The sequence below is a fragment of the Pedobacter lithocola genome (genome assembly GCF_042650845.1).
GTDB classification, from domain to species: Bacteria; Bacteroidota; Bacteroidia; order Sphingobacteriales; family Sphingobacteriaceae; genus Pedobacter; species Pedobacter lithocola.
The window spans coordinates 225,184-247,564 of sequence record NZ_JBHSBW010000007.1 but is presented as its reverse complement, the minus strand read 5'-3'; the positions used below and the strand labels follow the sequence as shown (position 1 = coordinate 247,564).

General features: G+C 37.8%; 11 protein-coding genes. 4 read left to right on the top strand and 7 right to left on the bottom strand.

Annotated features, from left to right (window positions below; translation table 11 throughout):
• Genes ACFOWA_RS03465 through ACFOWA_RS03455 form a run of 3 tightly spaced genes read left to right on the top strand, consistent with a single transcriptional unit; the run spans position 1 to position 6,080 of the window.
• Positions 1 to 2,220, top strand: coding sequence for an alpha-N-acetylglucosaminidase (locus ACFOWA_RS03465; protein WP_378981810.1), 2,220 nt, complete (start codon positions 1 to 3; stop codon positions 2,218 to 2,220).
• A gap of 9 nt (positions 2,221 to 2,229) precedes the next feature.
• Positions 2,230 to 3,747 carry a glycoside hydrolase family 28 protein gene (locus ACFOWA_RS03460; protein WP_378981808.1) on the top strand — a complete coding sequence of 506 codons (1,518 nt, stop codon included), beginning with the start codon at positions 2,230 to 2,232 and terminating at the stop codon, positions 3,745 to 3,747.
• A gap of 44 nt (positions 3,748 to 3,791) precedes the next feature.
• Positions 3,792 to 6,080 carry a GH92 family glycosyl hydrolase gene (locus tag ACFOWA_RS03455; protein ID WP_378981806.1) on the top strand — a complete coding sequence of 763 codons (2,289 nt, stop codon included), beginning with the start codon at positions 3,792 to 3,794 and terminating at the stop codon, positions 6,078 to 6,080.
• An 82-nt stretch (positions 6,081 to 6,162) separates the two neighbouring features.
• Here ACFOWA_RS03455 and ACFOWA_RS03450 read toward each other — a convergent pair whose 3' ends face one another.
• Positions 6,163 to 6,360, bottom strand: coding sequence for a hypothetical protein (locus ACFOWA_RS03450; RefSeq protein ID WP_378981804.1), 198 nt, complete (start codon positions 6,358 to 6,360; stop codon positions 6,163 to 6,165).
• 131 nt (positions 6,361 to 6,491) lie between these two features.
• Between ACFOWA_RS03450 and ACFOWA_RS03445 the strand changes: the two genes are divergently transcribed.
• Positions 6,492 to 6,872 carry a response regulator gene (locus tag ACFOWA_RS03445; protein ID WP_378981802.1) on the top strand — a complete coding sequence of 127 codons (381 nt, stop codon included), beginning with the start codon at positions 6,492 to 6,494 and terminating at the stop codon, positions 6,870 to 6,872.
• Positions 6,873 to 6,892: 20 nt separating this feature from the next.
• Here ACFOWA_RS03445 and ACFOWA_RS03440 read toward each other — a convergent pair whose 3' ends face one another.
• From ACFOWA_RS03440 to ACFOWA_RS03415, 6 genes are all read right to left on the bottom strand, one after another.
• On the bottom strand, positions 6,893 to 7,750 hold the full coding sequence (locus tag ACFOWA_RS03440; protein ID WP_378981800.1) for a sugar phosphate isomerase/epimerase family protein: 858 nt from the start codon (positions 7,748 to 7,750) through the stop codon (positions 6,893 to 6,895).
• A gap of 163 nt (positions 7,751 to 7,913) precedes the next feature.
• Positions 7,914 to 8,780 (bottom strand): DUF808 domain-containing protein, encoded by an 867-nt coding sequence (locus tag ACFOWA_RS03435; protein WP_378981798.1) that lies wholly within the window; start codon positions 8,778 to 8,780, stop codon positions 7,914 to 7,916.
• Positions 8,781 to 9,436: 656 nt separating this feature from the next.
• Entirely contained in the window at positions 9,437 to 11,428 is a 1,992-nt protein-coding gene (locus ACFOWA_RS03430) for an OmpA family protein (protein WP_378981796.1), read from the bottom strand.
• 9 nt (positions 11,429 to 11,437) lie between these two features.
• A complete protein-coding gene (locus tag ACFOWA_RS03425) occupies positions 11,438 to 12,439 on the bottom strand; it encodes a PorP/SprF family type IX secretion system membrane protein (protein WP_378981794.1) in 1,002 nt (333 codons plus the stop codon).
• Between the two features lie 34 nt (positions 12,440 to 12,473).
• Positions 12,474 to 19,064, bottom strand: a complete 6,591-nt coding sequence (locus ACFOWA_RS03420) for an Ig-like domain-containing protein (RefSeq protein WP_378981792.1) — start codon at positions 19,062 to 19,064, stop codon at positions 12,474 to 12,476.
• An 18-nt stretch (positions 19,065 to 19,082) separates the two neighbouring features.
• Positions 19,083 to 22,346 carry an Ig-like domain-containing protein gene (locus ACFOWA_RS03415; RefSeq protein WP_378981790.1) on the bottom strand — a complete coding sequence of 1,088 codons (3,264 nt, stop codon included), beginning with the start codon at positions 22,344 to 22,346 and terminating at the stop codon, positions 19,083 to 19,085.
• Positions 22,347 to 22,381 lie beyond the last annotated feature (35 nt).

Here is a 22,381-nt window from a genome sequence, read left to right as displayed (position 1 = left end):
ATGAGGTTTAAGATTATACTATCAGGATTGTTTATAATCCTCTTTTCTAGCAACATTTATGCTCAGGAGTTTATAACCGCTTCTAACGATTTAATTGCCAGGGTTTTGCCAAAACAAAGTGGTTATTTTTCTACAGAAATTATTGCATCTGAAAATGGAATGGATGTTTTCGAAATTGAAAGCAAAAACAATAAAATCGTATTAAGAGGCAGTAGTGGTGTAGCGCTTGCCTCGGCATTTTATTACTATTTAACCGAATATGCGCATTGTCAAATCACTTGGAATGGTACAAACTTAAAAACACCTGAAAAATTACCATTAGTAAAAACTAAGGTTAGAAAAAACACGCCTTACGAGTACCGTTATTATTTAAACTACTGCACTTTTAATTATAGCATGAGTTGGTGGGATTGGCCAAGATGGGAAAAGGAAATTGATTGGATGGCGTTACATGGAATTAATATGCCACTTGCCATTACTGGTGAAGAATATACCTGGTATTTGCTGTATAAAGAAATGGGCTTTACAGATAACGATTTGAAAGATTTCTTTACTGGCCCGGCTTATTTCTCTTGGTTTTGGATGGGCAACATCGATGGCTGGGGTGGTCCGCTCCCATTGAGTTGGATGAAAAGCCATTTCGAATTGCAAAAGAAAATTCTGTCCAGACAACGTTCTCTAGGGATGAAACCTGTTCTCCCGGCTTTTACAGGTCACGTACCGGCAGCCTTTAAAAAGAAATTTCCAAATGCTAAACTAAAAGCAACCAATTGGACAAACGGCTTTGCCGATACTTATATTCTTGATTCTGAGGACCCGATGTTCGCTTCAATAGGAAAAAAATTCCTTCAAAAACAGACCGAACTTTTGGGCACTGACCATTTGTATTCTGCCGATACTTTTAACGAAAATGAACCGCCATCGGCAGAGCCAGAATTTTTGAGCAAGTTAAGTGCAAGAATTTACGATGGCATGTCGGCCGCCGACCCAAAAGCAATTTGGGTAATGCAGGGATGGCTTTTTTACAGCGATAGAAAGTTTTGGAAAGAACCACAAACAGAAGCACTTTTGAAAGCAGTACCAAACGATAAAATGATTTTGCTCGACCTAGCAACAGAAATTGAACCCGTTTGGAAACGTACCGAAGGATTTTATGGCAAACCATGGATTTGGAATATGCTTCACAATTTTGGTGGTAACACAAATTTATTCGGCCGAATGGATGTTGTTGCCACCGCACCAGCCGAAGCTTTAAACAATCCTCAAAGTGGCAAAATGAAAGGTATTGGTTTAACCATGGAAGGCATTGAGCAAAATCCGGTTTTATACGAACTAATGATGGCTAATGTTTGGCAATCGAAGCCGATTAACTTGGATACTTGGCTCCCTCAATTTGTGTTAAACCGATACGGAAATAACAATGCAAATGCCGTAAAAGCATGGGATATTCTTCGGAAAACGGTTTACACTGTACCTGCTGATAAATACATTAGAGATGGTGCTGAATCGATAATACAAGCTCGCCCAACTTTAGATTCATTAAGCCGTTGGGCAAAAACAACCTTAAATTATAATGAATCAGAATTGCTCCCAGCCTGGGATAAATTGCTTAAAGCTGCACCTTTTTGCCGAAATAGTGAAGGTTATCAATACGATATTGTTGATGTAACCAGACAGGTAATGGCAAATTTGGCCCTGCCAATTCAGCGAAAAATTGTATTGGCTTATCAAAAAAAGGATTTGGTTGCATTTAAAAAAGAGCGTGAAAATTTTATTCAAGTTATTGATGATATGGATAAATTGCTTGCAACTAGGAAAGACTTTATGTTAGGTCCGTGGGTAGCTGATGCTAGAGCCTGGGGTACAAATACCGAAGAAAAAGCACGATACGAAATGAATGCGAAAGATTTAATAACCCTTTGGGGTGATACTAAAAATCCGCTTAACGAGTATGCATGCAGGCAATGGAGTGGATTAATGACTGACTTTTATAAGCCCAGATGGCAACTTTTCTTCTCTCGGATGGAGGATGATTTAATCAACAAAAAAGGATTGAGCATAGAGAAATTTAATGAAGATATCAGCGCTTGGGAATGGAAATGGGTAAATCAAAGAAAAGATTATCCAATAAAAACAGTTGGCAATCCTGTTGATGTAGCAAAACAAATGCATCAAAAATATCGTGGCTTAATTGAAAAATATGCTGCGAACAAAAATTAAAAATGAATTATGAAAAACCTTATCTATCTAACGATTCTATTAGTATCTATTTTTCAGGCATCTGCGCAGAATAAAACCTTCAACATAGTTGATTTTGGTGCAAAAACTGGATTAAATATTATAAATACCAGGAATATTCAAAATGCGATAAATGCTGCTTCAAAAAATGGTGGTAAGGTAATTATACCTGACGGACAGTTTGTTACAGGGCCAATTGAAATAAAATCTGGTGTAGAATTGTATTTAGCAGCAGGTGCAGAATTGCTTGGAAGCGTAAATCGATTAGATTATGGAAAGAAAAATGCAGAAGCATTAATTTCTGCTAAAAAACAGCATTCAATTGCCATAAATGGTACCGGAATGATTAATGGTAGAGGTCGCGAGGTAGTTAAAAACTTGCTTTCCTTATTACATGAAGGTGTTTTAGAAGACGAGACCTGGAAAGTAAAGCGACCATCAGAAAGCAACCGACCTAGGTTAATCGCTTTTACGGATTGCGAAGATGTTTCGGTAAAAAATGTAAAGCTAAAAAACAGTGCAGGCTGGGTACAGGATTTTGTAAGGTGTAATAATGTGAATATAGATAGCATCACAGTTGAAAGTACCGAATATTGGAACAATGACGGAATTGATATTGTAAACAGCAAAAACGTTCGTATAACGAATTGCAACGTAGATGCCGCAGATGATGGAATTTGCTTAAAATCTGAAGGAATGCTTGGTATTTGTGAGAATGTATATTTAGAGAATTGCATCATCCGATCGAGCGCTAGTGGATTTAAATTAGGAACTGGATCTTACGGAGGATTTCGAAATATTAAAGTTAGAAACATTACCGTTTACAACACTTACCGCTCCGCAATTGCATTAGAAGCTGTTGATGGCGGCTTCATTGAAGATGTTGATATTGAAGGTGTTGTTGCCAAATACACAGGTAATGCAATTTTCATCCGCTTAGGACATAGAAACAAAACCGATAAATATAGTACCATTAAAAACATTAGGATTGCTAACGTTAAAGCAGATATTCCAAATACAAAACCAGATGCTGGCTACCCTATCGAAGGACCATTACCAAAAGTTCCGCCTCATAACTTACTTCCAGCATCAATTGTTGGCATCCCTGGGCATTTAATAGAAAACGTATTGCTCCAAAATATAGAAATTACTTACGGTGGCGGTGCTTCAAAGCAAATAGCAAATATCCCAATTAGTGAGTTGGATAAGGTTACTGAAAACGAAGCCGGATACCCGGAATTTAGCATGTTTGGCGAATTGCCTGCATGGGGATTTTATGTTCGCCACGCAACAGGGATTACCTTTAAAAATGTAAAATTAAATTATAAGGAGAGCGATTTTAGGCCAGCAGTAATTTTTGATGATGTAAAAGGAATCGATGTAGATGGATTAAAAGTTGATAAATCTGAACATCCAAATGTAATGGTATTAAAAAATACGAGCGGTGTTTCCATCAAAAACACGAAATTCCCTTCTAATAAAAAAGAATCGATTAAGGAACTTCCTTAAATTTAATTACTGTGCTTAATAGGAACAAAATTTATCCAATTAAAATGAATTTGATAGCTAGAAAATATAAGACCAAATTGGTTTGCCTTAATATGGTTGGCATAATGTTGCTTACCTGCATACAATGCATTTCAGTTTTCGCTCAGCAATCAGCTTTAATAAAATATGTTCAGCCATTTTCAGGTACATCGGCCAGTACAACCATGGCCAGTCAGCATATTGAAGACAAAACCGAACGTTTAGCAAACACCATCCCGGCTGTTGCACCGCCTTTTAGTATGACCCAATGGACGCCCCAAACCCAATTAACAGAAACAAAATGTTTGGCGCCTTATTATTACAACAATAAAAAAATATATGGTTTTAGAGCAACCCATTGGATAAGCGGCTCTTGCACACAAGATTATGGCAGCTTTACCATTATGCCAATTTCTGGCAAACTAAAAACCAATACAACTGATTATGCTGAAGACTATAATCATGAAAATGAAGTTTCTACGCCTTCCTACTATAAATTGAATTTAAACCGCTACAAATTACAAGTAGAATTAACTGCTACATTAAGATGTGGTGTGACGAGAATTACTGCTTTGAAAATAGATAGTGTTTATGTGTTAATCAGTCCGAATAGCGATAAAGAGAAAGGATATATTCACATTGATGAAGCAAAAGGTGAAATATCGGGTTATAATCCCGTTCATAGAATTTATCAGGGATGGGGCGAAACTGCAGGATTTAGTGGTTATTTTTTTATTAGAATTAAGAAAGCAATAAAAATAAGTGGCGTTTATAGTGACGGTAATATTGCTAACAATCACACCATTAGCAACAAAAAAAACATTGGAGCTTACGCCGGCTTCAAGCTTGAAAAAGGCGAGCAAGTAATTATATATTCCGGTACTTCTTTTACCAGCATTGATGCCGCAAAACAGAATTTGGAAAGTGAAATACAAAATGAAACTTTCGATTCAGTTTTAAGTAAAACAAATGCAGCCTGGGAGAAATCTTTATCTCAAATAAAAATTACCGACCCGAATGAAAAGAAAAAAAGGATTTTCTATACTGCGCTTTATCATGCACAACAACATCCAAGGTTGTTTAACGATGTAAATGGCACCTATCCGCAATATGCAGGAAACTATCAAACGCAAAAACTAAGCAAAGGCAACTATTACGATGATTTTTCAATGTGGGATATTTATCGTGCTCAACTTCCATTGGTAGAATTATTGCGACCAGATTTAGCAAATTCTTTTGCAAATTCCTTAGTGCTAAAAGGCAAACAAGGTGGTTGGTTGCCAATTTTCCCGTGTTGGAACAGTTATACCGCAGCCATGATTGGCGACCATGCCACGGCTTTTCTAGCTTCTGCCTACAATAAAGGAATAAGAGATTACGATGTAAAAGAGGCCTATCGATTGATGAGGCAAAATGCTTTTGAAATGCCAGATTCTGTTGATTATTTAAACGGAAAAGGTCGCCGGGGCATAAATAGTTATTTGAAATATGGTTACATACCAATGGAAGATAGCATACCCAATGCATTTCACAAAAAAGAACAAGTAAGCAGAACTTTAGAATATGCTTACGATGATTATGCCTTAGCTACGATTGCAAAAGATTTAGGGAAAACTAAAGATTATGAAAAACTATCTAAAAGGTCATTGCATTATAAGAATGTTTTCGATACCAAAGTAGGAATGGTTAGAGGAAGATATGAAAATGGCAATTGGTACAATCCTTTTTACCCCAACCATCGCGAGCCTTATATAACTGAAGGAACACCAAGGCAATATACTTTTTACGTACCGCATGATATGCCCGGGTTAATGAAATTGATGGGTGGAAGTAAAGTTTTAGAAAACGAATTAGATTCATTGTTTGGTAAAAAAGAATACTGGCATGGCAACGAACCTGGTCATCAAATTCCATTCCTTTATAACTTTACAGCATCTCCGTGGAAAACCCAATTACAAGTAAACCGAATTTTAAATGAAGAATATGATGAAGGTGCGGGCGGTTTAAGTGGAAATGATGATGCCGGGCAAATGTCGGCGTGGTATGTTTTTGCAGCAATTGGATTCTATCCTGTTGACCCAGTTTCTGGAAATTATCAGTTAACTAGTCCTGCGTTTCAACAAACACAAATATCATTTAGTAATGGAAATAAGCTAAACATAAAGGCGGTAAAAAATACCAAAAACGCTATCTACATTAAAAGGATATCGTTAAATGGAAAAAGTTATAACGTAAATCACGTTAGTCATAAAGATTTAATTAAGGGTGGCGAAATTATTTTCTACTTAACAGATAAACCAAAAATTAGCTTATAGAATATGTTAAATGATAATATTTAACAATAAAGGGTGATTAAATAAGAAGTGAAAGTAGCTTTATGTGGTTATATTAGGTCAATTATTTTAGGGCTTTATCTTTAACAACTAGCACAATACCTTTGCCATCAAATAGTTGAAAACAATATTCTACAGTAGTTTCGGTTTTATAAACATTAATTTGCTCAATAATACCTTTTGAACCGCTTTTATGCTCAATAAAATCACCAATTTGAAGTGAATTTAATTTTATCAAAGTAACATCGTTATTAAGTACCATAACATCGCAGTTTATTAGAGGGATAATTAATTAGCTAAAGAAAATATATACGGAATTAAAATAAAAACAGTTTTTAAATACTTAATTTTAAGTATAGTACAACAAATCTTCAATTTAATTGTTAAAGAACCATGAACAAACAAATACTGGTCATTGATGATGACATTCTTACCTTAGAAGTTATAAATTCAATGTTAAATGATGAAGGCTACAACGTTAAAAGTGTTCATTTAACTGAAATGATTTTCCCTTCAATAGCAGAATTTAATCCCGATTTAATTATCATGGATATTAAGTTAAATAAAGCTGATGGAAGAATTTTATGCAATCAAATTAAAGAATCAGAAAATACTAAACACATCCCTATAATATTACTGACTGGATTAGATTACGACTTAATTGGAGAAATTATCTGCAATGCCGATGCTATAATGGGCAAACCTTACAAACTTGATAATATGCTTTTAACAATTAAAAATTTGTTAGATTCTAAAATTGAAACATTCAGTTAAATATATAGCTTAATTTCCTTTTAATATACCTCATCAATTTGTTTGGTGAGGTAAACAAAGGCTTGCGGAATTTCTACCGCTGCATTACCTATATTTCCTTCTATAAAAATAAATCCGCTATAATTGGCTTTCTTTAAAGCAATTAAATAAGGCTTAAAATCATCGCCGCTAACACCTGGCAATGTTCTTTTTTCCTTTTCGGCTATTTCACAAAATGCTAATAATTTCCCCGCTGCAGTAATTTCTGATGGGGATTCGCCTTCACGCATCATGTGGAAGATATCGGCGTTTAACCTAAAATTAGGATCATTAACTTTTTTTACGATAGATGCGGCTGATTTTAAAGATGTTATAAAATTAGTTTCTGTAGTTTCCAGGTTTTCGAGTACAATGGTAACATTATATTTTCTTGCTGCAGCACCAAGTTTTTTAGATAAATTGATAAAACCAGTTTCTGCTTTTTGTAAATCGTAACCTTCGGGAATTCTTCGCGAACCGCCGCTACCTAAAACTATTATTTTCACACCAGCTTGCCCTGCCCTATTCAGAACAGAATCTGCATAAGCTAAAACCCTTTTTTCATCAATGTCTGGTCCGGCAATTTTTAGTGTGCCCGGAAAAAACAGGTTACACATTAGTACCTTACATTTTGCTGATTTTATTCGAGCAAGATTGGTGTTAAACTCTTGGTCGGTTAATGAAGGAGCCAGCATCTTTCTAACGGATTCGCCAAGCACTCTAAAACCAGATGCGTAAACAAGGCTATCTCTACCCAACCCAGCAGCAATACCCAATACAGGTTTTTGTTGGCTTTTAAAAGTGAACGCGTAAACGATTAAAACTACGATAGGAAAAAATAATACATACTTGGATTTCATAAGCTGCGGGGATAATTCTAATTGCAAAAAAGATATTTTGGTTAGGTGATTTATACTAAAACCCTCAGGTATTTAGCAAGTTGAAGATAACCAATTTGATTTGCAAATTACAGAAGCTTATAGATATATCAAAAATCTTACGGTTGGTACCGCAATGCGATAACTACTTTTTAAATGAGGAAATAATCCTTTTAACCAATGTAATAATTCCTAAGGCAACCAAACCTGCTATTAAACCAACAACAAATTCTTTAATTATCGAAGGTACGTTTGGATACAAATCGTGAATGTAAGTTACGTTGTGCACGAAAATACCACCTGCAACCAATATTAAAGCTATTGTACCACCTATACTTAAAATCCTGATTATCACAGGTAAAGATTTTACTAGTAAATTTCCAAGAGAACCAAAAAAACCTTTATCTCCAGAACGTTTTATAAGGTTTTGTCCGGCATCATCCATTCTAACAATAAGGGCAACAATGCCATAAACACCAACTGTGGCTAATAATGCAACCACCGAAACTGTTAATATTTGTAAGGTTAAACTTTTATCTAAAACCGTTTCTAATGCAATAATTACAATTTCAACAGATAAGATAAAATCGGTTGTTACAGCAGATTTAATTTTTACTTTCTCGTTTTCGGCATCATTCTGAACAATAACTTTCGCCGCAGTATTAGGAACAGCAGAACGATGAAAAAAGTATTCTACAATCTTTTCTACACCCTCGTAGGCCAGATAAAAACCACCTAAAACTAAGATATAAGTAATAATTACCGGGAAAAAGGAATTTAAAAGTAGAGCGACTGGTACAATTATGAGTTTGTTAATGAACGAACCTTTTGTTATTGCCCACAACACTGGTAGCTCTCTTGATGATAGGAAGCCTGTAGCCTTTTCTGCATTAACCGCTAAGTCATCGCCCAAAATACCAGCTGTTTTTCGTGTAGCAATTTTGGCTGTCACAGCCACATCATCCATTAAAGCCGCGATATCATCTAAAATTGCAAAAAAACCTGATGCCATATTTATTAGTTAATGTTGTTAATTGTGGATTCAAAGTTAAAACGAATTATCTAAATCACTTCAAATCTCATCAAAAAACCAGCAATACACAAAATAGTTTTAAAACGAAAAAATAAATGTAGAGTTTAATATTAATCAGATTGCCACAGAAACACGAAATTCACGGAACATAGCATTTGAAAAATAACACCAAAAAGCAGCATACTTTGTTAAGTAAACCTGATTGAAGTGTAAAGCCAGCAATCCCGATTTTTTTTAGGGAGCGGACTTGAAACGAAAAGCAGGACTGAAAACCAAAAGAATTACGGAACGTAAGTTTCCAAAAAATCATGCTACCTAGATTGCCACAGAAACGCGGAATTTACGGAATAATGCGTTTTAAGAATAACACCAAAAAGCAGCATACTTTATTAAGTAAACCTGATTGAAGTGTAAAGCCCGCAATCCCGATTTTTCTTCGGGAGCGGACTTGAAACGAAAAGCAGGACTGAAAACCCAAAGAATTACTGAAAGTAAGTTTCCAAAAAATCATGCTATTCAGATTCCCACAGAAACAAAGCATTCACGGAATATTGCGTTTGAGCTAAACGCATTAATAACAAAAAAAGGCAGGAGCTCTCAATCTCCTACCTCAACTAAACCAAAGATTACAACCGCTATTTCTTAGTTACTTTAAATTCTGTTCTTCTATTTTTTGCTCTGCCTTCAGGATTATCCTTTCCTTTTTTTAGCTTGTTCGGTGCTATAGGCATACTTTCGCCATAACCTTTAGATGCCAATCGGCTTTGCAAAATATTTTTAGTTGCCAAATAATCAACACAAGATTTCGCCCTTCTTTCTGATAATTCCTGATTGTAAACATCGGTTCCTACATCATCTGTATGCGCCCCAAGTTCTATTTCCATCTCCGGGTTATCATCTAAAATCAACGCCAAAGCATCGAGAACTTTTTTAGATGATTCTGTTAATTCTGCACTATTAAATTCGTAATAAATATTATCTAAAACGATTGGCACATTTATTTTAAAGGCATTAATACAATAATCGGCATACATTAAAGTATCAGCTTTAGCAATTTCCTCGTAAGCATAACTTTTGTTTAAGGCGAAATAATTATCCTTAGTCATGTTTAACTTTACCGGTCTTCTACTATCCATTTTAAAATCATACTTCCCGGTATTATTGGTAGTAAAACTATAATCATTTTCCTGGTCGTTCATTTTTACAAGTACGCCATCCAATGGTTTTTTAGTTTTACAATCGGTGATGATGCCTGATACAGAAATGTATTCTCGTTTAACCTCAAATATTTCTAAACAACAAGCAGATTCCCTATCCGAACTGATGTAACCTTTGCTTGCATCGGCATTTATTTGTGTAAAATACACATCTTCTTTTGATGAATTAAATGGATAACCCATATTTTTAGGCTTTGTCCAATTAATTAAATCACCTTCCGATTCGAAAAAATCCATTCCGCCAAAACCAATTCTACCATCTGTACTAAATATTAATTTTTTGGTAAGCGTATTATAGTAAGGCGCCTTTTCATCGGCTTCGGTATTAATTTCAGGACCAAAATTTACGGCCTGACCAATTGTACCATCGCTTCTTATCGCAGCATACCACAAATCGTATTTTCCGTAACCACCCATCCTATCAGATGAGAATATTAGAAATTTACCATCGCTGGTTACAAAGGGTTGCGCTGCATTAAAATCTTTGCTATTAACTTGCAAACCCACCGATTGTGGAACCGACCATTTATCATCTGTTTTGGTAGCAGAATAAATAGCGTATTTTTCTTGCCCTTTCCACGATGTAAAATAGGCAACATTTCCTTCAGGATTGAAGCTTACCGCAGCATACTCCATATCGTTAGGTAAATTAAAATCGATTTTTTTAACGTTAACTTCAGTTTCTTGCAAGTTTGAAACTGTATTGTAAAGGTTATTTATAAACGGATTTGCTTTTGTAGAAATTGGTGTTTCGCCTTTTACAACTTTTACTACATCGGGTTTACCAGATACCGCAACTGGCCTTGAAGAGGTAAAATAAAATGCATTGCCCAGCTTAAATGGGGCATAATTAGAACCTAAACCATTTATATCTGCTGGTACTTTTTTAATTTGAACCAACCTTGGGAAACGCATTTCTTTCATTGCGAATTTGCATGATAGCACTTCTAAATTTGCAGTTTTTACCAATTCATCTGTTTTATGGTTGGCGATAAATTTTTCAAAAGCAGTTATTGCTTGCGGAAATTTCTTATTTGCCCTTAAACTTTCGGCATAATAAAATAATGATTTGTAGTATTTAGGATTACTAAATGTGCTTGCAACCTCGTAGTATTTTTCAGCTTCGGTATAATCGCGGTACATTCGGCTAGCTTCGGCTAGGTTGTACAACGAGCCTTCATAATCTTCGATTAGCTTTTCTTCGCTACCTTGTTTTTTATCTTTACCATAAGGCAAAACAACCTGTGTACTATCGGTTGTAATTTTTAAAGCCTTTTTATAAAACGTAGAAGCTGCGTAATAATCTTTACTCTGAAAATAGGCATCGGCCACTTTTTTATAATTAACAACATACTGAGCTTCAGCATTAATAGCTGATACAACAATCAAAAAGAGGATTAATTTTTTCATAGCTAAGAATTATAAACGGGGACAGAAAAAGTTTGGACCAATAATACCGTTACGACCAATAAGTGAAATGGATAATTCTAAACCGCCATTACTATTGGATGCCCGCTGTAGGGTCGAAGTATTTACATCGTAACTTAAGCCAACAACCATATTTTTAAACTGTAAGCCTACAAAAGCAATTGCAGCATCTTTAACTCTATAGTTGCCTCCAAAAAGGATATTGGATTGATTATTAACCATAAATTGGGCATAAGCCCCAACAGATATTTCATTTGTATTGCCTTGATACATTACTAAAGCATTCGGAACAATATCCAACATCTCAGAAGCTCGGATTCTTGCGCCTCCATGCCCTGTAAAACGGATTGGTGTACGGGTGCTATTTTCAGAAAATCGTTCTATAGGACGATTTAAGTGTGCGGCACTGGCACCCAAAAATACATTTACATTTTGGTTCGGATTACCATCAAAGTACATAATACCGGCATTAACATCTGGCACAAATGATGAAGTTGATGAGAAATTTTCTCCGCTAACCATTCCACCATCATAACCTGTAACCGGATTAAACTGGTTACCAAATCTGCCTTGCGATAAATCAAAACTCCTGTTTACAAACCCAGCTTGCAATCCAAAACTTATCATTTGTAAACCTTCTAAACCAAAGCGTAATCGGTAAGAACCAGAAACCAATGCCGTTAAGTAATTAAAATCGAGTTCGCCTGCCCTTTGATTTAAAATGGTAGCACCGAAGGCAAAGTTCTTTTTTGGAGCCAAATCAAAAGATGCACCACCTGTTAAAAATGAATTAGAAATTGCGCCCCATTGTTGTTTAAAATTTACTGATGCCCGGTAATCGCCATCGATAACACCTGTTAAAGCCGGATTTAACCATAAAGGATAGGCATAATACTGAGAAAAATGAGGATCGGTTTGAGCTTTCAGGTTTTGTGTTGCTAAGCTGAATATCAGCATTGCAACACAAATTTTTAGGGATTTTAGGATTTTCATAAGATGTAATTTATAGCGGTATATTATCTGTTAATTATCGGATTAAGGTTATTGTACCTTTTTTCATCACCTTGGTGCCATCTGTCGATTCTATTTCAATCATATATACATACACACCGTTTGGTTGAGGGATACCTTTGTAGGTTCCATCCCATCCTGTGGTGGTAGAATTTACTTGATAAATCAATTGTCCCCATTGGGTGTAAACATTCATTTTTACTGTCGCTATTGTAGTTCCGTAAACCAAGAAGATATCATTCTTACCATCGTTGTTTGGACTAAAAATGTTTGGTATGTAGATGTCGTTTCCAATCGGATTAGCAGCTTTTCCAGTTACAGGGGTTGAATTGGCGCTGGTTTGGCAACCAATCTGCCCCAAAGCACGAACTATAATTGTAACGGCTTGGTCTGGTTTTAAGCCAATAATTAAGTGACTGGTAGCGTTTGCTCCATTTGATGGCGATTGCCATGTGGCGCCATTATTTAGCGATATTTCATAACCACTTGCGCCAGAAATAGCATTCCAACTAAATGTTACGCTTGCAGGTGTAGTAGTTTCTACCCGAACAACTGGTATCGATAAAACTGGCAAAACGGTAACGGTTATTGGCGTTCTTACTGCACTTACGCAACCTGCCGCACTAAAGCTCTCTACATAGAATGTTGTGTTAGCCGTTAGCGACGGTGTTGTAAATGTCGTTCCTTGTCCTAATACGGTTCCACCGGTACTTGTTGCATACCATCTGTAAGTTAAACCAGGTTCTGGCGAATTAACGTTTAGTACAGTTGTTGTTCCAGAACAGATTGTACCATTTGTTGCGCTAACTAGTAGTGGTGCTACAGGCAATGGTAAAACCGTAATGGTAACAGGAGTTCGGTTACTTGAGATACAGGTACCCGCAACGCCCTCAACGTAATACGTAACATTATTGGTTAATGATGGAGAAGTAAATGTGCTTCCCGAACCAGCGATTGTACCTCCGGTTGCACTCGTGTACCAATTGTAAGTTACACCAGTTTGAGCATTTGTTACCGATAGGTTTGCAGCACTACCAAAACATACGTTAAGTGTAGAACTTGCTACGATTGGAACGAAAGGTTGTTGATTAACGGTTACTGTAACCAAGGTTCTGCCTGCACCATTAACACAACCGCCAGCGCCTATTGCCTGGATGTAATAATTTACGGTGTTGGTTAATACCGGAGTTGTGTATGAAGTTCCGGTTGTTAAAATATCACCTCCAGTTGCAGCATTATACCATTCGTATGTTACACCAGCTTGTGGACTTTGAATGTTTAAAGTAGTGACATTGCCGGAACAAATTGTCGTTCCAGCTGATGAAACGACAGGATTAGATGGTGCCGTACTAACCGTTACTGCAACCACCGTTTTTCCACCAGTATTTATACAACCTCCGCTTCCAACTGCTTGTATATAATAATTAACATTTGCAGATAAAACCGTAGTTGTAAAAGTACTACCAGTTGTTAAAAGATTTCCTCCTGTTGCTGCATCGTACCATTCGTAGGTTACTCCACTTTGAGGATTTTGTATGGTAAGTGTGGTCGAATTTCCCGAACAAATTGCAGTACCAGTTGTAGCAACAACCGGGTTATTTGGTGTAGGATTAACTACGATGGTAACCAGTGTTCTTCCCGAAGCGTTTACACAACCACCCGCTCCAATTGCTTGAATATAGTAATTGGTATTTGCAGTTAATGTTGGCGTTGTAAATGAAGTTCCTGTTGATATAAGGTTACCACCTGTTGCGGCATTATACCATTCGTAAGTAACGCCAGCTTGCGGATTTTGAATGCTAACTGTTGTGGTATTACCAGAACAAATTGTTGTACCAGTTGATGAAACAACAGGACTTGCCGGAGCAGGATTTACAGTTATTACAACCACTCTTGCGGTTGACGGTGCATTTTCACATTTATTATCGCCTTTAACAGTTACATAATAAGTTGTGTTAGCATTTAAAACCGGTGTAGTATAACTTGCACCTACAAAAGATATGTTTGTAAGTGATGCATCGCTATACCAGGTGAATACCGGATTAGTTACTGTTGTTGAGCTTGCAGTAAGAATAGCTGACGAACCAGCACAGGCTGCTGTATTTCCAGCTACGATAATGTCGGTAGATGTAGCAAGTGGATTTACATTAATGGTAACCACTTTAGCATCTGCGGCAGCATTTTCACATTTGTTTGTACCTTTTACGGTAACATAAAATGTGGTTGTAGCAGAAACGGAAACATTATAAGTTGGACCGGTAAATACAGGAACCGTTAATGATGCATCGCTATACCAGGTAAATACAGGCTGTGTTACCGTTAAACTCGATGCCAACAAAGTTGCAGTGCTACCTGAACAAATATTTGCGTTATTAACCGAAATATCTGCTGCTGTAGCGTAACCTTTTACTGTTACTGTAATTGCTCTTGCATTCGTTGCCGAATTTGCACAATTGTTATCACCACTAACTGTAACATAATAGGTTGTTGTAGCAGTTAAAGCTGGTGTTGTAAACGATGCGCCAACAAAAGCAACGCTGGTTAATGCCGCATCGTTGTACCAGGTAAATACTGGATTGGTTACCGTTGCTGATGATGCAGATAATGAAGCTGTAGCGTTGCTACAAATAATATTTAAGCCTGTAATGTTTATATCTGCTGTGGTTGCCAGCGGATTAACGTCTATTAAAACAGCTTTGGCAGTAGAAGGCGTATTTTCGCATCTATTGCTACCTTTTACCGTTACGTAATAAGTTGTTGCTGTTGATAATGCAGGCGTTGTAAATGATGGTGCTGTAGATACAACTGTGGTTAAAGCAGCATCGCTATACCATGTAAATATTGGGTTTGCTATTGCAGAAGTTGCTGTTAATGTTGTTGTTGAGCCAGCACACAGGCTACTTGCACCAGTAACATTTATATCTGATGCTAAAGCTACAGGGTTTATGGTAATGGATACGCTGGCCGCATTACCTACAGGGTTTGGACAACGATTTGAACCGCTTACCGTAACATAATAAGTTACGTTCGCATTTATTTGTGGAGTGGTAAATGCTGCACCAACAAAAACCGGAGTGCTTAGTGATGCATCGCTATACCAGGTAAATACCGGATTTGTAACTGTTGTGCTGCTTGCTGTTAGGGTTGTTGTACCCGCATTACATAATGCTGTGTTACCAGAAATTACGATATCTGCAGCAATTGCATTTTGGTTAACCTCAATAGTTACCGGTGTGCGTGTAGCATTTGTACAACCTCCGCTTGATGCAGCTTCTACGTAATAGGTATAACTACCTGGCGACAGATTTGCAGAAGTTACAAAACTACTGCTATTGCTCACCAATAAATTTCCTGAAGTTGCTGCATCATACCAGTTGTAAACCACACCAGCAACCGATTGAACAGCTAAGGTAACCGGAGTATTGATACAGGTTGATACAGGATTTGTTGTAGCAGGAACAGGTGGTGCTGGTGGCGAAGTTATGGTTATCGTTATTTTAACTTTAGGACTTTCGCAAACATTCAAAAAGTCTGTAGCGGTAACAAAAAAGTCATAAGTCCCAGCGGGTAGGGTCGCATCTGTTAAGAAATTAACACCATTTTTTCCAATCTGGTAAACCGAGCCTTGGTACCATTTATAAGTGATATTTGGTTTAGGATTACTTATGCTTAATGTAGCAGAAGAACCGAAGCAGGCCGATACTGCAGTAGAAACGATTTCTGGTTTAGTTATGATTCGTCTGGCATAATTAAAATCTACAGACGTTAAAACACCAATTAAACCCGAACTTAATCTTAATTCTACGCCATCAAATTGAGCCGTTGGAATGAATGATAAAGTAGCTTCACTTCCATCGGTAGCTAAATCAAGTTGAATGAATTGACTGTTAAGTGTAACATCATCATTATTGCTTACCAAACCATTGTAAGTGGTTAAAGTTAAATTTGGTAAAACAGCGGCTGATAATAATTTTCCTGGAGAGGAGATTTTAATTCGCAAGGTATCACCGATGTTTGATAAACCACCTGTAAATCCTAAGCGATGAAAAACAGATGCTCCTAAAGCCCCTGCCGGAATAAATAAAGTAGAACCCGTATTTTCATCGTCATCAACAGCAGAAGCTTCGTTGAATACATCTGCACCAACAATTACACCGCTTACACCTTTTGTAGTGTTTATTGTTGCAAAACCGCAATCAACTGTTCCTGGGGTTTGAGGTATTACGGTTACCAATACAGATACAGGTAAACTAGTACCACAGGCTGGAACTGTTGTATTTACATAATAAGTTGTATTGGCATTTAATATTGGTGTTGTAAAAGATGGGCCTGTATTTACAAGAGTTGCAGGAGCTAATGATGCATCGTTATACCAATTAATAGTAGCACCAGCAACTGATGATGTTGCATTTAACACCGCCCTTGTACCCGATACAATTATGGCTGATGATGGCGTAATAACCGGAGCTTGTGGGTTTGCACCAATAGTTACCGTGGTAGTTGCTCTTGCTGATGCCGTTCCGCAACTATTTACAGCTTCTACGGTGTAAGTTGTATTGGCTGTTAGTGTAACGGTTAAGGTTGTGCCATCAGGTCCAGCACTTATTCCGTTCGAATCATACCATTTATAGGTAACGCCAACAACCGGATTTTTAACTTGTAATATTATTGCTGTGCTAGCACAAGCGCTAACTGTAGGCGATAATAATTCTGGCGTTGAAGGTGCTGGTTGAACTACAACGTTCACTTCTGTTTTTGCACTCAAGCATCCCGAAGCCGAAACGATTGCAACATAATATTTTGTATCGGCTGTTAATGCCGCTGTTGTATAAGTTGGTCCATCAGTTAATACATTTTGAGCAGCATCAAACCAACGATAAGTTACGCCAGTTATTGGATTTAAAACTGACAACGTACTTGTTAATCCTGCACAACCAGCTACATTCGCTGATGTAACTTGTGGCGCTAGTAAAGAACGTTGCATGTAGTTTAAGTTAACAGATGTTAACGCACCCAATACACCCGAATTCAAACTTAATCTTGCTCCATCAAATGCAACACCTGGAATTAATGTAATTAAAGCCTGAGTGTTTCCATTTAATAACCTGATGTTTAGTAATCCGTTATTTAATAAAGTAGCATCATTATTCGAATTAGCACCATTATATGTTGTAATAGAAACGTTATTTAAAACCCCAACAGATGCTAAACTTTGAGGGAATGAAACCAAAACTCTTAAAGTATCGCCCACATTGGATAAACTTCCGAAATATAAAGTTTGATAAACGCTGGCACCTAAGGCACCTACAGGCATAACCAATGATGATGAAGTTTGCGCATCATTATCTATTGCCAAGCCTGCATTAAAAACACCAGCTAGTAAAGCAACTCCTGTTACACCATTTACTTGGGTTGATGCAACTTCACAAGGAATTGGTACTGGTGTACCTGTGCCATTTACGGTGATTGTTACCTGAACTCGAGTAGATGAAGCGCAACCTAAAGCAGAAACTGTTTCAACATAATAGCTTGTTGTTGCAGTTAAAGGTGGCGTTACCAAAGTTGAACCAGAGAAAACCGGAGTTGTAGATGCCTGAGCATCATACCAGTTAAAAGTAACACCTGTTTCTGTTGAAGTTGCGGTTAATATTGCCGTCTGACCAGCATTTACTGAAGTAGCTGATGCTGTTACGGTAGGCAATAGCGGACGAGGATTTACGGTAATTGATGCCGCAACTCTACTTGCACTCAAACAACTTCCATTTGCAGCTTCTAAGTAATAAGTTGTATTTGCGTTTAATGCTGGAGTTATAAAAGTGCTTCCACTAAATACAGCTGTTCCACCAGTTGCTGCAGTGTACCAATTATAAGTTAAGGCAGCATCTGGATTATTAACTGTTAAAGTTGCGGTTGAACCTGAACACACATTAGCAATCGGACCTAAAACAGGTTGCGCAACTGCTAGTGTTACTGTTACTACAACAGGAACTCTGGTTGTATTTGCACAAGTTCCGTTGGCAACTTCGATGTAATAAGTAGTAGTCGTAGTTAACGCTGGTGTTGTGTAAGAAGCACCGCTACTTAATAAATTGCCTCCTGTTGGTGCATCAAACCATTTTAGATTGGTTCCACCATTTGCAGTAGCCGAAAGTGTTGCTGTATTTCCGGCACAGATGGTTTGCGAACCACTGGTAAGTGTTGGATTTGGATAAATTACGGTAGCACCATAAATATCTAAACTGCTAATCGCAGATACCAATCCACCAAACCTAAGCTCTACCCTATCATAAACCCCTGATGAAGGAAGTGTGGCCGTAAATCTGGTTCCACCAAGTAATCTTAGATTTAAAACGGATGAATTAAGTTGATAGCTTGAAACAATTGATGCACCGTTTAATACATTTACGGTAATATTGCTTAAGGCAGATAAGTCTAATAGCCCTGTAGGTAAACCTAAATCTAATCGGATACTATCCGTTGCTGCTCCTCCAGTCGGAAATATTAATTGTTGGAAACCTGTTGAGGTAACGCCAACTGCAAGCGATATTCTGGTAAAATTATTTGGATTTGAATCGGTTGAGTTTCCTGCTCCTGATATATTACACAATAAGCATATTCCTGTAATTCAAGAGTTCTGACTGTTTGCAACATTACAAGCTGTACTACCACCACCAGTAATAACAGTAACCGTTACCGGAACTCTGCTATTGCTAAGGCAACCATTGGCATTAATGGTTTCTACATAATAAGTTGTAGTAGATGTAAGTGTAGGAGTTGTAAAGTTAGAACCTGTTGCAAGCGCTGAACCTCCAGTTGCTGCTGCATACCAATTAATTGTATTTCCTGCATCTGCGGTAGCAATTAGTGTAGTGCTCTGACCAGCATTAACCACCTGATTGTTTGTAGTTATAACAGCAGGATTAGCAGCCGGATTTATGGTAACATTAGCCGCTGTTCTGGCACTTACAGCTGTTCCTGAAACAGCTTCGGCGTAATATGTAACAGGCGCATTTACAATCGGTGTTACAAAAACTCCGGTATTGTTTGTTGCTAAAGCTGTACTTCCGGTAGAACCATACCAATTGTAGGTTACGCCCGATTGCAAATTACTTACTGTTAGCGTAGCAGTACTGCCGGCACAAACCGCCGCATTGGCTATAACTGGTTGATTTACGTTTACAATGATGGTATAATCAGAATTAACTGTATTATTATTTGCATCAGTTCCTGTTACCGAAACAACAAATGTTCCACCTAAAGTTGGTGTTCCTGAAATTTCTCGAGTTGCTGTATTAAAACTTAATCCCGGAGGTAAATTGCTCGCAATATAATTATAAGGTGGTGTTCCACCTGCAACAGCAGGTAGCGTTTGTGTTGGATAAACACTTCCTACAACTCCGTTAGGTAAGCTAGCGGTTGGTAATGAAAGTACACCTGTTACACTTAATGGATAAGTATTTGAAGCAGTTCTTCCTTCACTATCGGTTGCGGTAACTGAAATGGTATAGTTACCAGCTTGAGTTGGCGTTCCGGTTATTGCTCTGGTGCTAGCATTGTACGCTAAACCTGGCGGCAAACCAGTTGCCACATAAGTATAAGGACCAACACCACCTGTAGCTGCTGGCAATACTTGTGTGGTATAAGCAGTGCCCGCAACTCCGCCCGCCAATGTTGCTGAAGGTAGCAATAGCGGGTCTGTTACCGATATAGTATAATTCGTACTCGCTATAGTCCCATCTGCATCCGTTACCGTAACAGGAAATGTAAAGGTACCTGAGCTTGATGGTGTACCCGTAATTTCTTTAGTTGTTGTATTAAAAGCCAATCCGGGTGGCAGATTGGTGGCCGCATAAATATAAGGTCCAGTTCTACCTGTTGCAGATGGAATTGTTTGTGGCGTATAAACCTGCCCAGTAACTCCACTTGCTAAAGTTGCAGCTGGCAAAACCAATGGATTAGTAATTTTAACAGTGTATATAGCAGTTAAGCTGTTTCCAGTCGCATCGGTTACCGTAACCGGAATACTATAGTTGCCCGTTTGTGTAGGCGTTCCGGTAATTTCCCTTGTTGTAGCGTTAAATGCTAATCCCGGAGGTAAATTTATAGCGCTGTAGACATAAGGTCCTGTGCCGCCGGTTGCCGCAGGAATTACTTGAGCGGGATATTGTGTTCCTGTTACGCCATTTGGTAAAGCGCCTGGGGCAAAAGTTAATGCCGCAGTAACACTAAGCGTATAACTTGCAGTAGCCGTGCAACCTTTGGTATCGGTTGCAACTATAGAGAATGTTGCATCGCCTGTGGCTGTTGGTGTTCCTAATATTAATCCTGTTGAAGATAAACTTAAACCCGCAGGTAAACTTCCACTAGCTAAGGTATAAGTAAATCCTGGTGTTCCGCCTGTAGCGGCATCAATTTGCTTTGCATAAACAAATCCGTTTGATGCATTAACCAGAGTTGTTGTATTAAAAGCTATCGCCGGATTTACGGTCACAGTAATTGGTACCCGAACGGATTCATCCGTACAACCTAATCTTCTCGCTGCTACGTAATAAATCTTATTCGCAGTAAGTGCTGGAGTTTGAAATGTGCCATTAAAAGCAGTAGTTGCCAATGCCGTTCCACCTTCTATTGCGTCGTACCACCTTAAATCGTTTGTATTAGGCGTTGTGGCAGTTAGGGCTGCGGAGGCATTATAACAAGCTGCGACATTATTGGTTGCTGGCAAAGTAAAAGTTGGTCGCCCTGCCGATTTTGTTAAGCCATAGATTTGTATTGTTTGTGTTAAATTGGCATTTAGTAAGGATGAAAGTGTAACCTGAACCCTATCAAATGCAACACCTGGCGAAAATGGAACGGTAACTGGCTGACCATTATTCAGCAAAGCCAATAAATCTAAATTTAATAGGTTTGATGCTGAAGCTGAATACACCTGGCTACTACCATTATAAGCTGTAACCGTTAAATTATTTAGCAAGCCTGCTGTTAATAAAGCTGGGGAGGTACTAAACCTTAAATTAAAATCATCACCTGCACTTGCTGCGGTGTTAAAATAAAAATTCTGACTAATCGAGCCTGCTACACCAAGTGCGCCTAAGCTCAATTCAGAGTAATTGGTTGTATTCGCATCAATTGCGAATTGTGAATTGGTTACACCTGCTTTGCCTATTCCTAAAGCATCAACAGTTAAACCACTATCTTCAAAACCGGTTGCGAATACTTGTGCACATGGGTCAATCCCGCTGGTATAAAATGCATTATAAACTTTTGTATTATTTAATGTACCCAACAATAATGCATTGGTTATATCTCTAACATATACCCTATCATAATCTTGTGTGGGGCGTAAGGCAACATAGAAAAACCCATTTGCATCTTTCACTAAGCGTAAATTCTGGCTTGTAAATGCTCCCGTACTCGAACCGCTTAATACAGTTGTACCAGTTGCATTCCGAGCACCAACTTCTATAGAATGATTACCTAAAACTACTCCTCCCGCAACCCCTGCTAGTAAACCTCCTAAATTGCCACCCAATAACTGATTTAGTAAAGTTGGGTCGGCATCTATTCTAATGTAAGATGTTGTTCCAGCAGGAATCGTACTTTGAAACTTCAATTCCAATTCTCCAGAATATGCTGCTACCCCTAAAATTATTCCGCCGGATGATTTAACAGTTGCAAATGTATTTGGGTCTGCCGTTAGTGCATTTGCCGGATTTTCAACTGTTGGAGTGAAACACGGATTCGCATTTAAAAACCCACCACAACCTGTTAATGTTGATTGCCCGTTTCCGGTAACGGCACTAACTGTGTTTGCATAAATTTTAGTTTGACTATACGATTTTTGATTAAGAATCGTTAATAGAGATAGTATTGCAAATAGTTTAAGCATGCAATGTTTTCCCAATCGGGAATTGAGAGTAAAGA

Excerpts from the sequence above, each read along its gene's own strand:
- ACFOWA_RS03435 (WP_378981798.1), bottom strand. The coding sequence starts at position 8,780 with ATGGCATCAGGTTTTTTTGCAATTTTAGATGATATCGCGGCTTTAATG.
- ACFOWA_RS03445 (WP_378981802.1), top strand. The coding sequence starts at position 6,492 with ATGAACAAACAAATACTGGTCATTGATGATGACATTCTTACCTTAGAA.
- ACFOWA_RS03460 (WP_378981808.1), top strand. The coding sequence starts at position 2,230 with ATGAAAAACCTTATCTATCTAACGATTCTATTAGTATCTATTTTTCAG.
- ACFOWA_RS03465 (WP_378981810.1), top strand. The coding sequence starts at position 1 with ATGAGGTTTAAGATTATACTATCAGGATTGTTTATAATCCTCTTTTCT.
- ACFOWA_RS03450 (WP_378981804.1), bottom strand. The coding sequence starts at position 6,360 with ATGGTACTTAATAACGATGTTACTTTGATAAAATTAAATTCACTTCAA.
- ACFOWA_RS03440 (WP_378981800.1), bottom strand. The coding sequence starts at position 7,750 with ATGAAATCCAAGTATGTATTATTTTTTCCTATCGTAGTTTTAATCGTT.
- ACFOWA_RS03415 (WP_378981790.1), bottom strand. The coding sequence starts at position 22,346 with ATGCTTAAACTATTTGCAATACTATCTCTATTAACGATTCTTAATCAA.
- ACFOWA_RS03430 (WP_378981796.1), bottom strand. The coding sequence starts at position 11,428 with ATGAAAAAATTAATCCTCTTTTTGATTGTTGTATCAGCTATTAATGCT.
- ACFOWA_RS03425 (WP_378981794.1), bottom strand. The coding sequence starts at position 12,439 with ATGAAAATCCTAAAATCCCTAAAAATTTGTGTTGCAATGCTGATATTC.
- ACFOWA_RS03455 (WP_378981806.1), top strand. The coding sequence starts at position 3,792 with ATGAATTTGATAGCTAGAAAATATAAGACCAAATTGGTTTGCCTTAAT.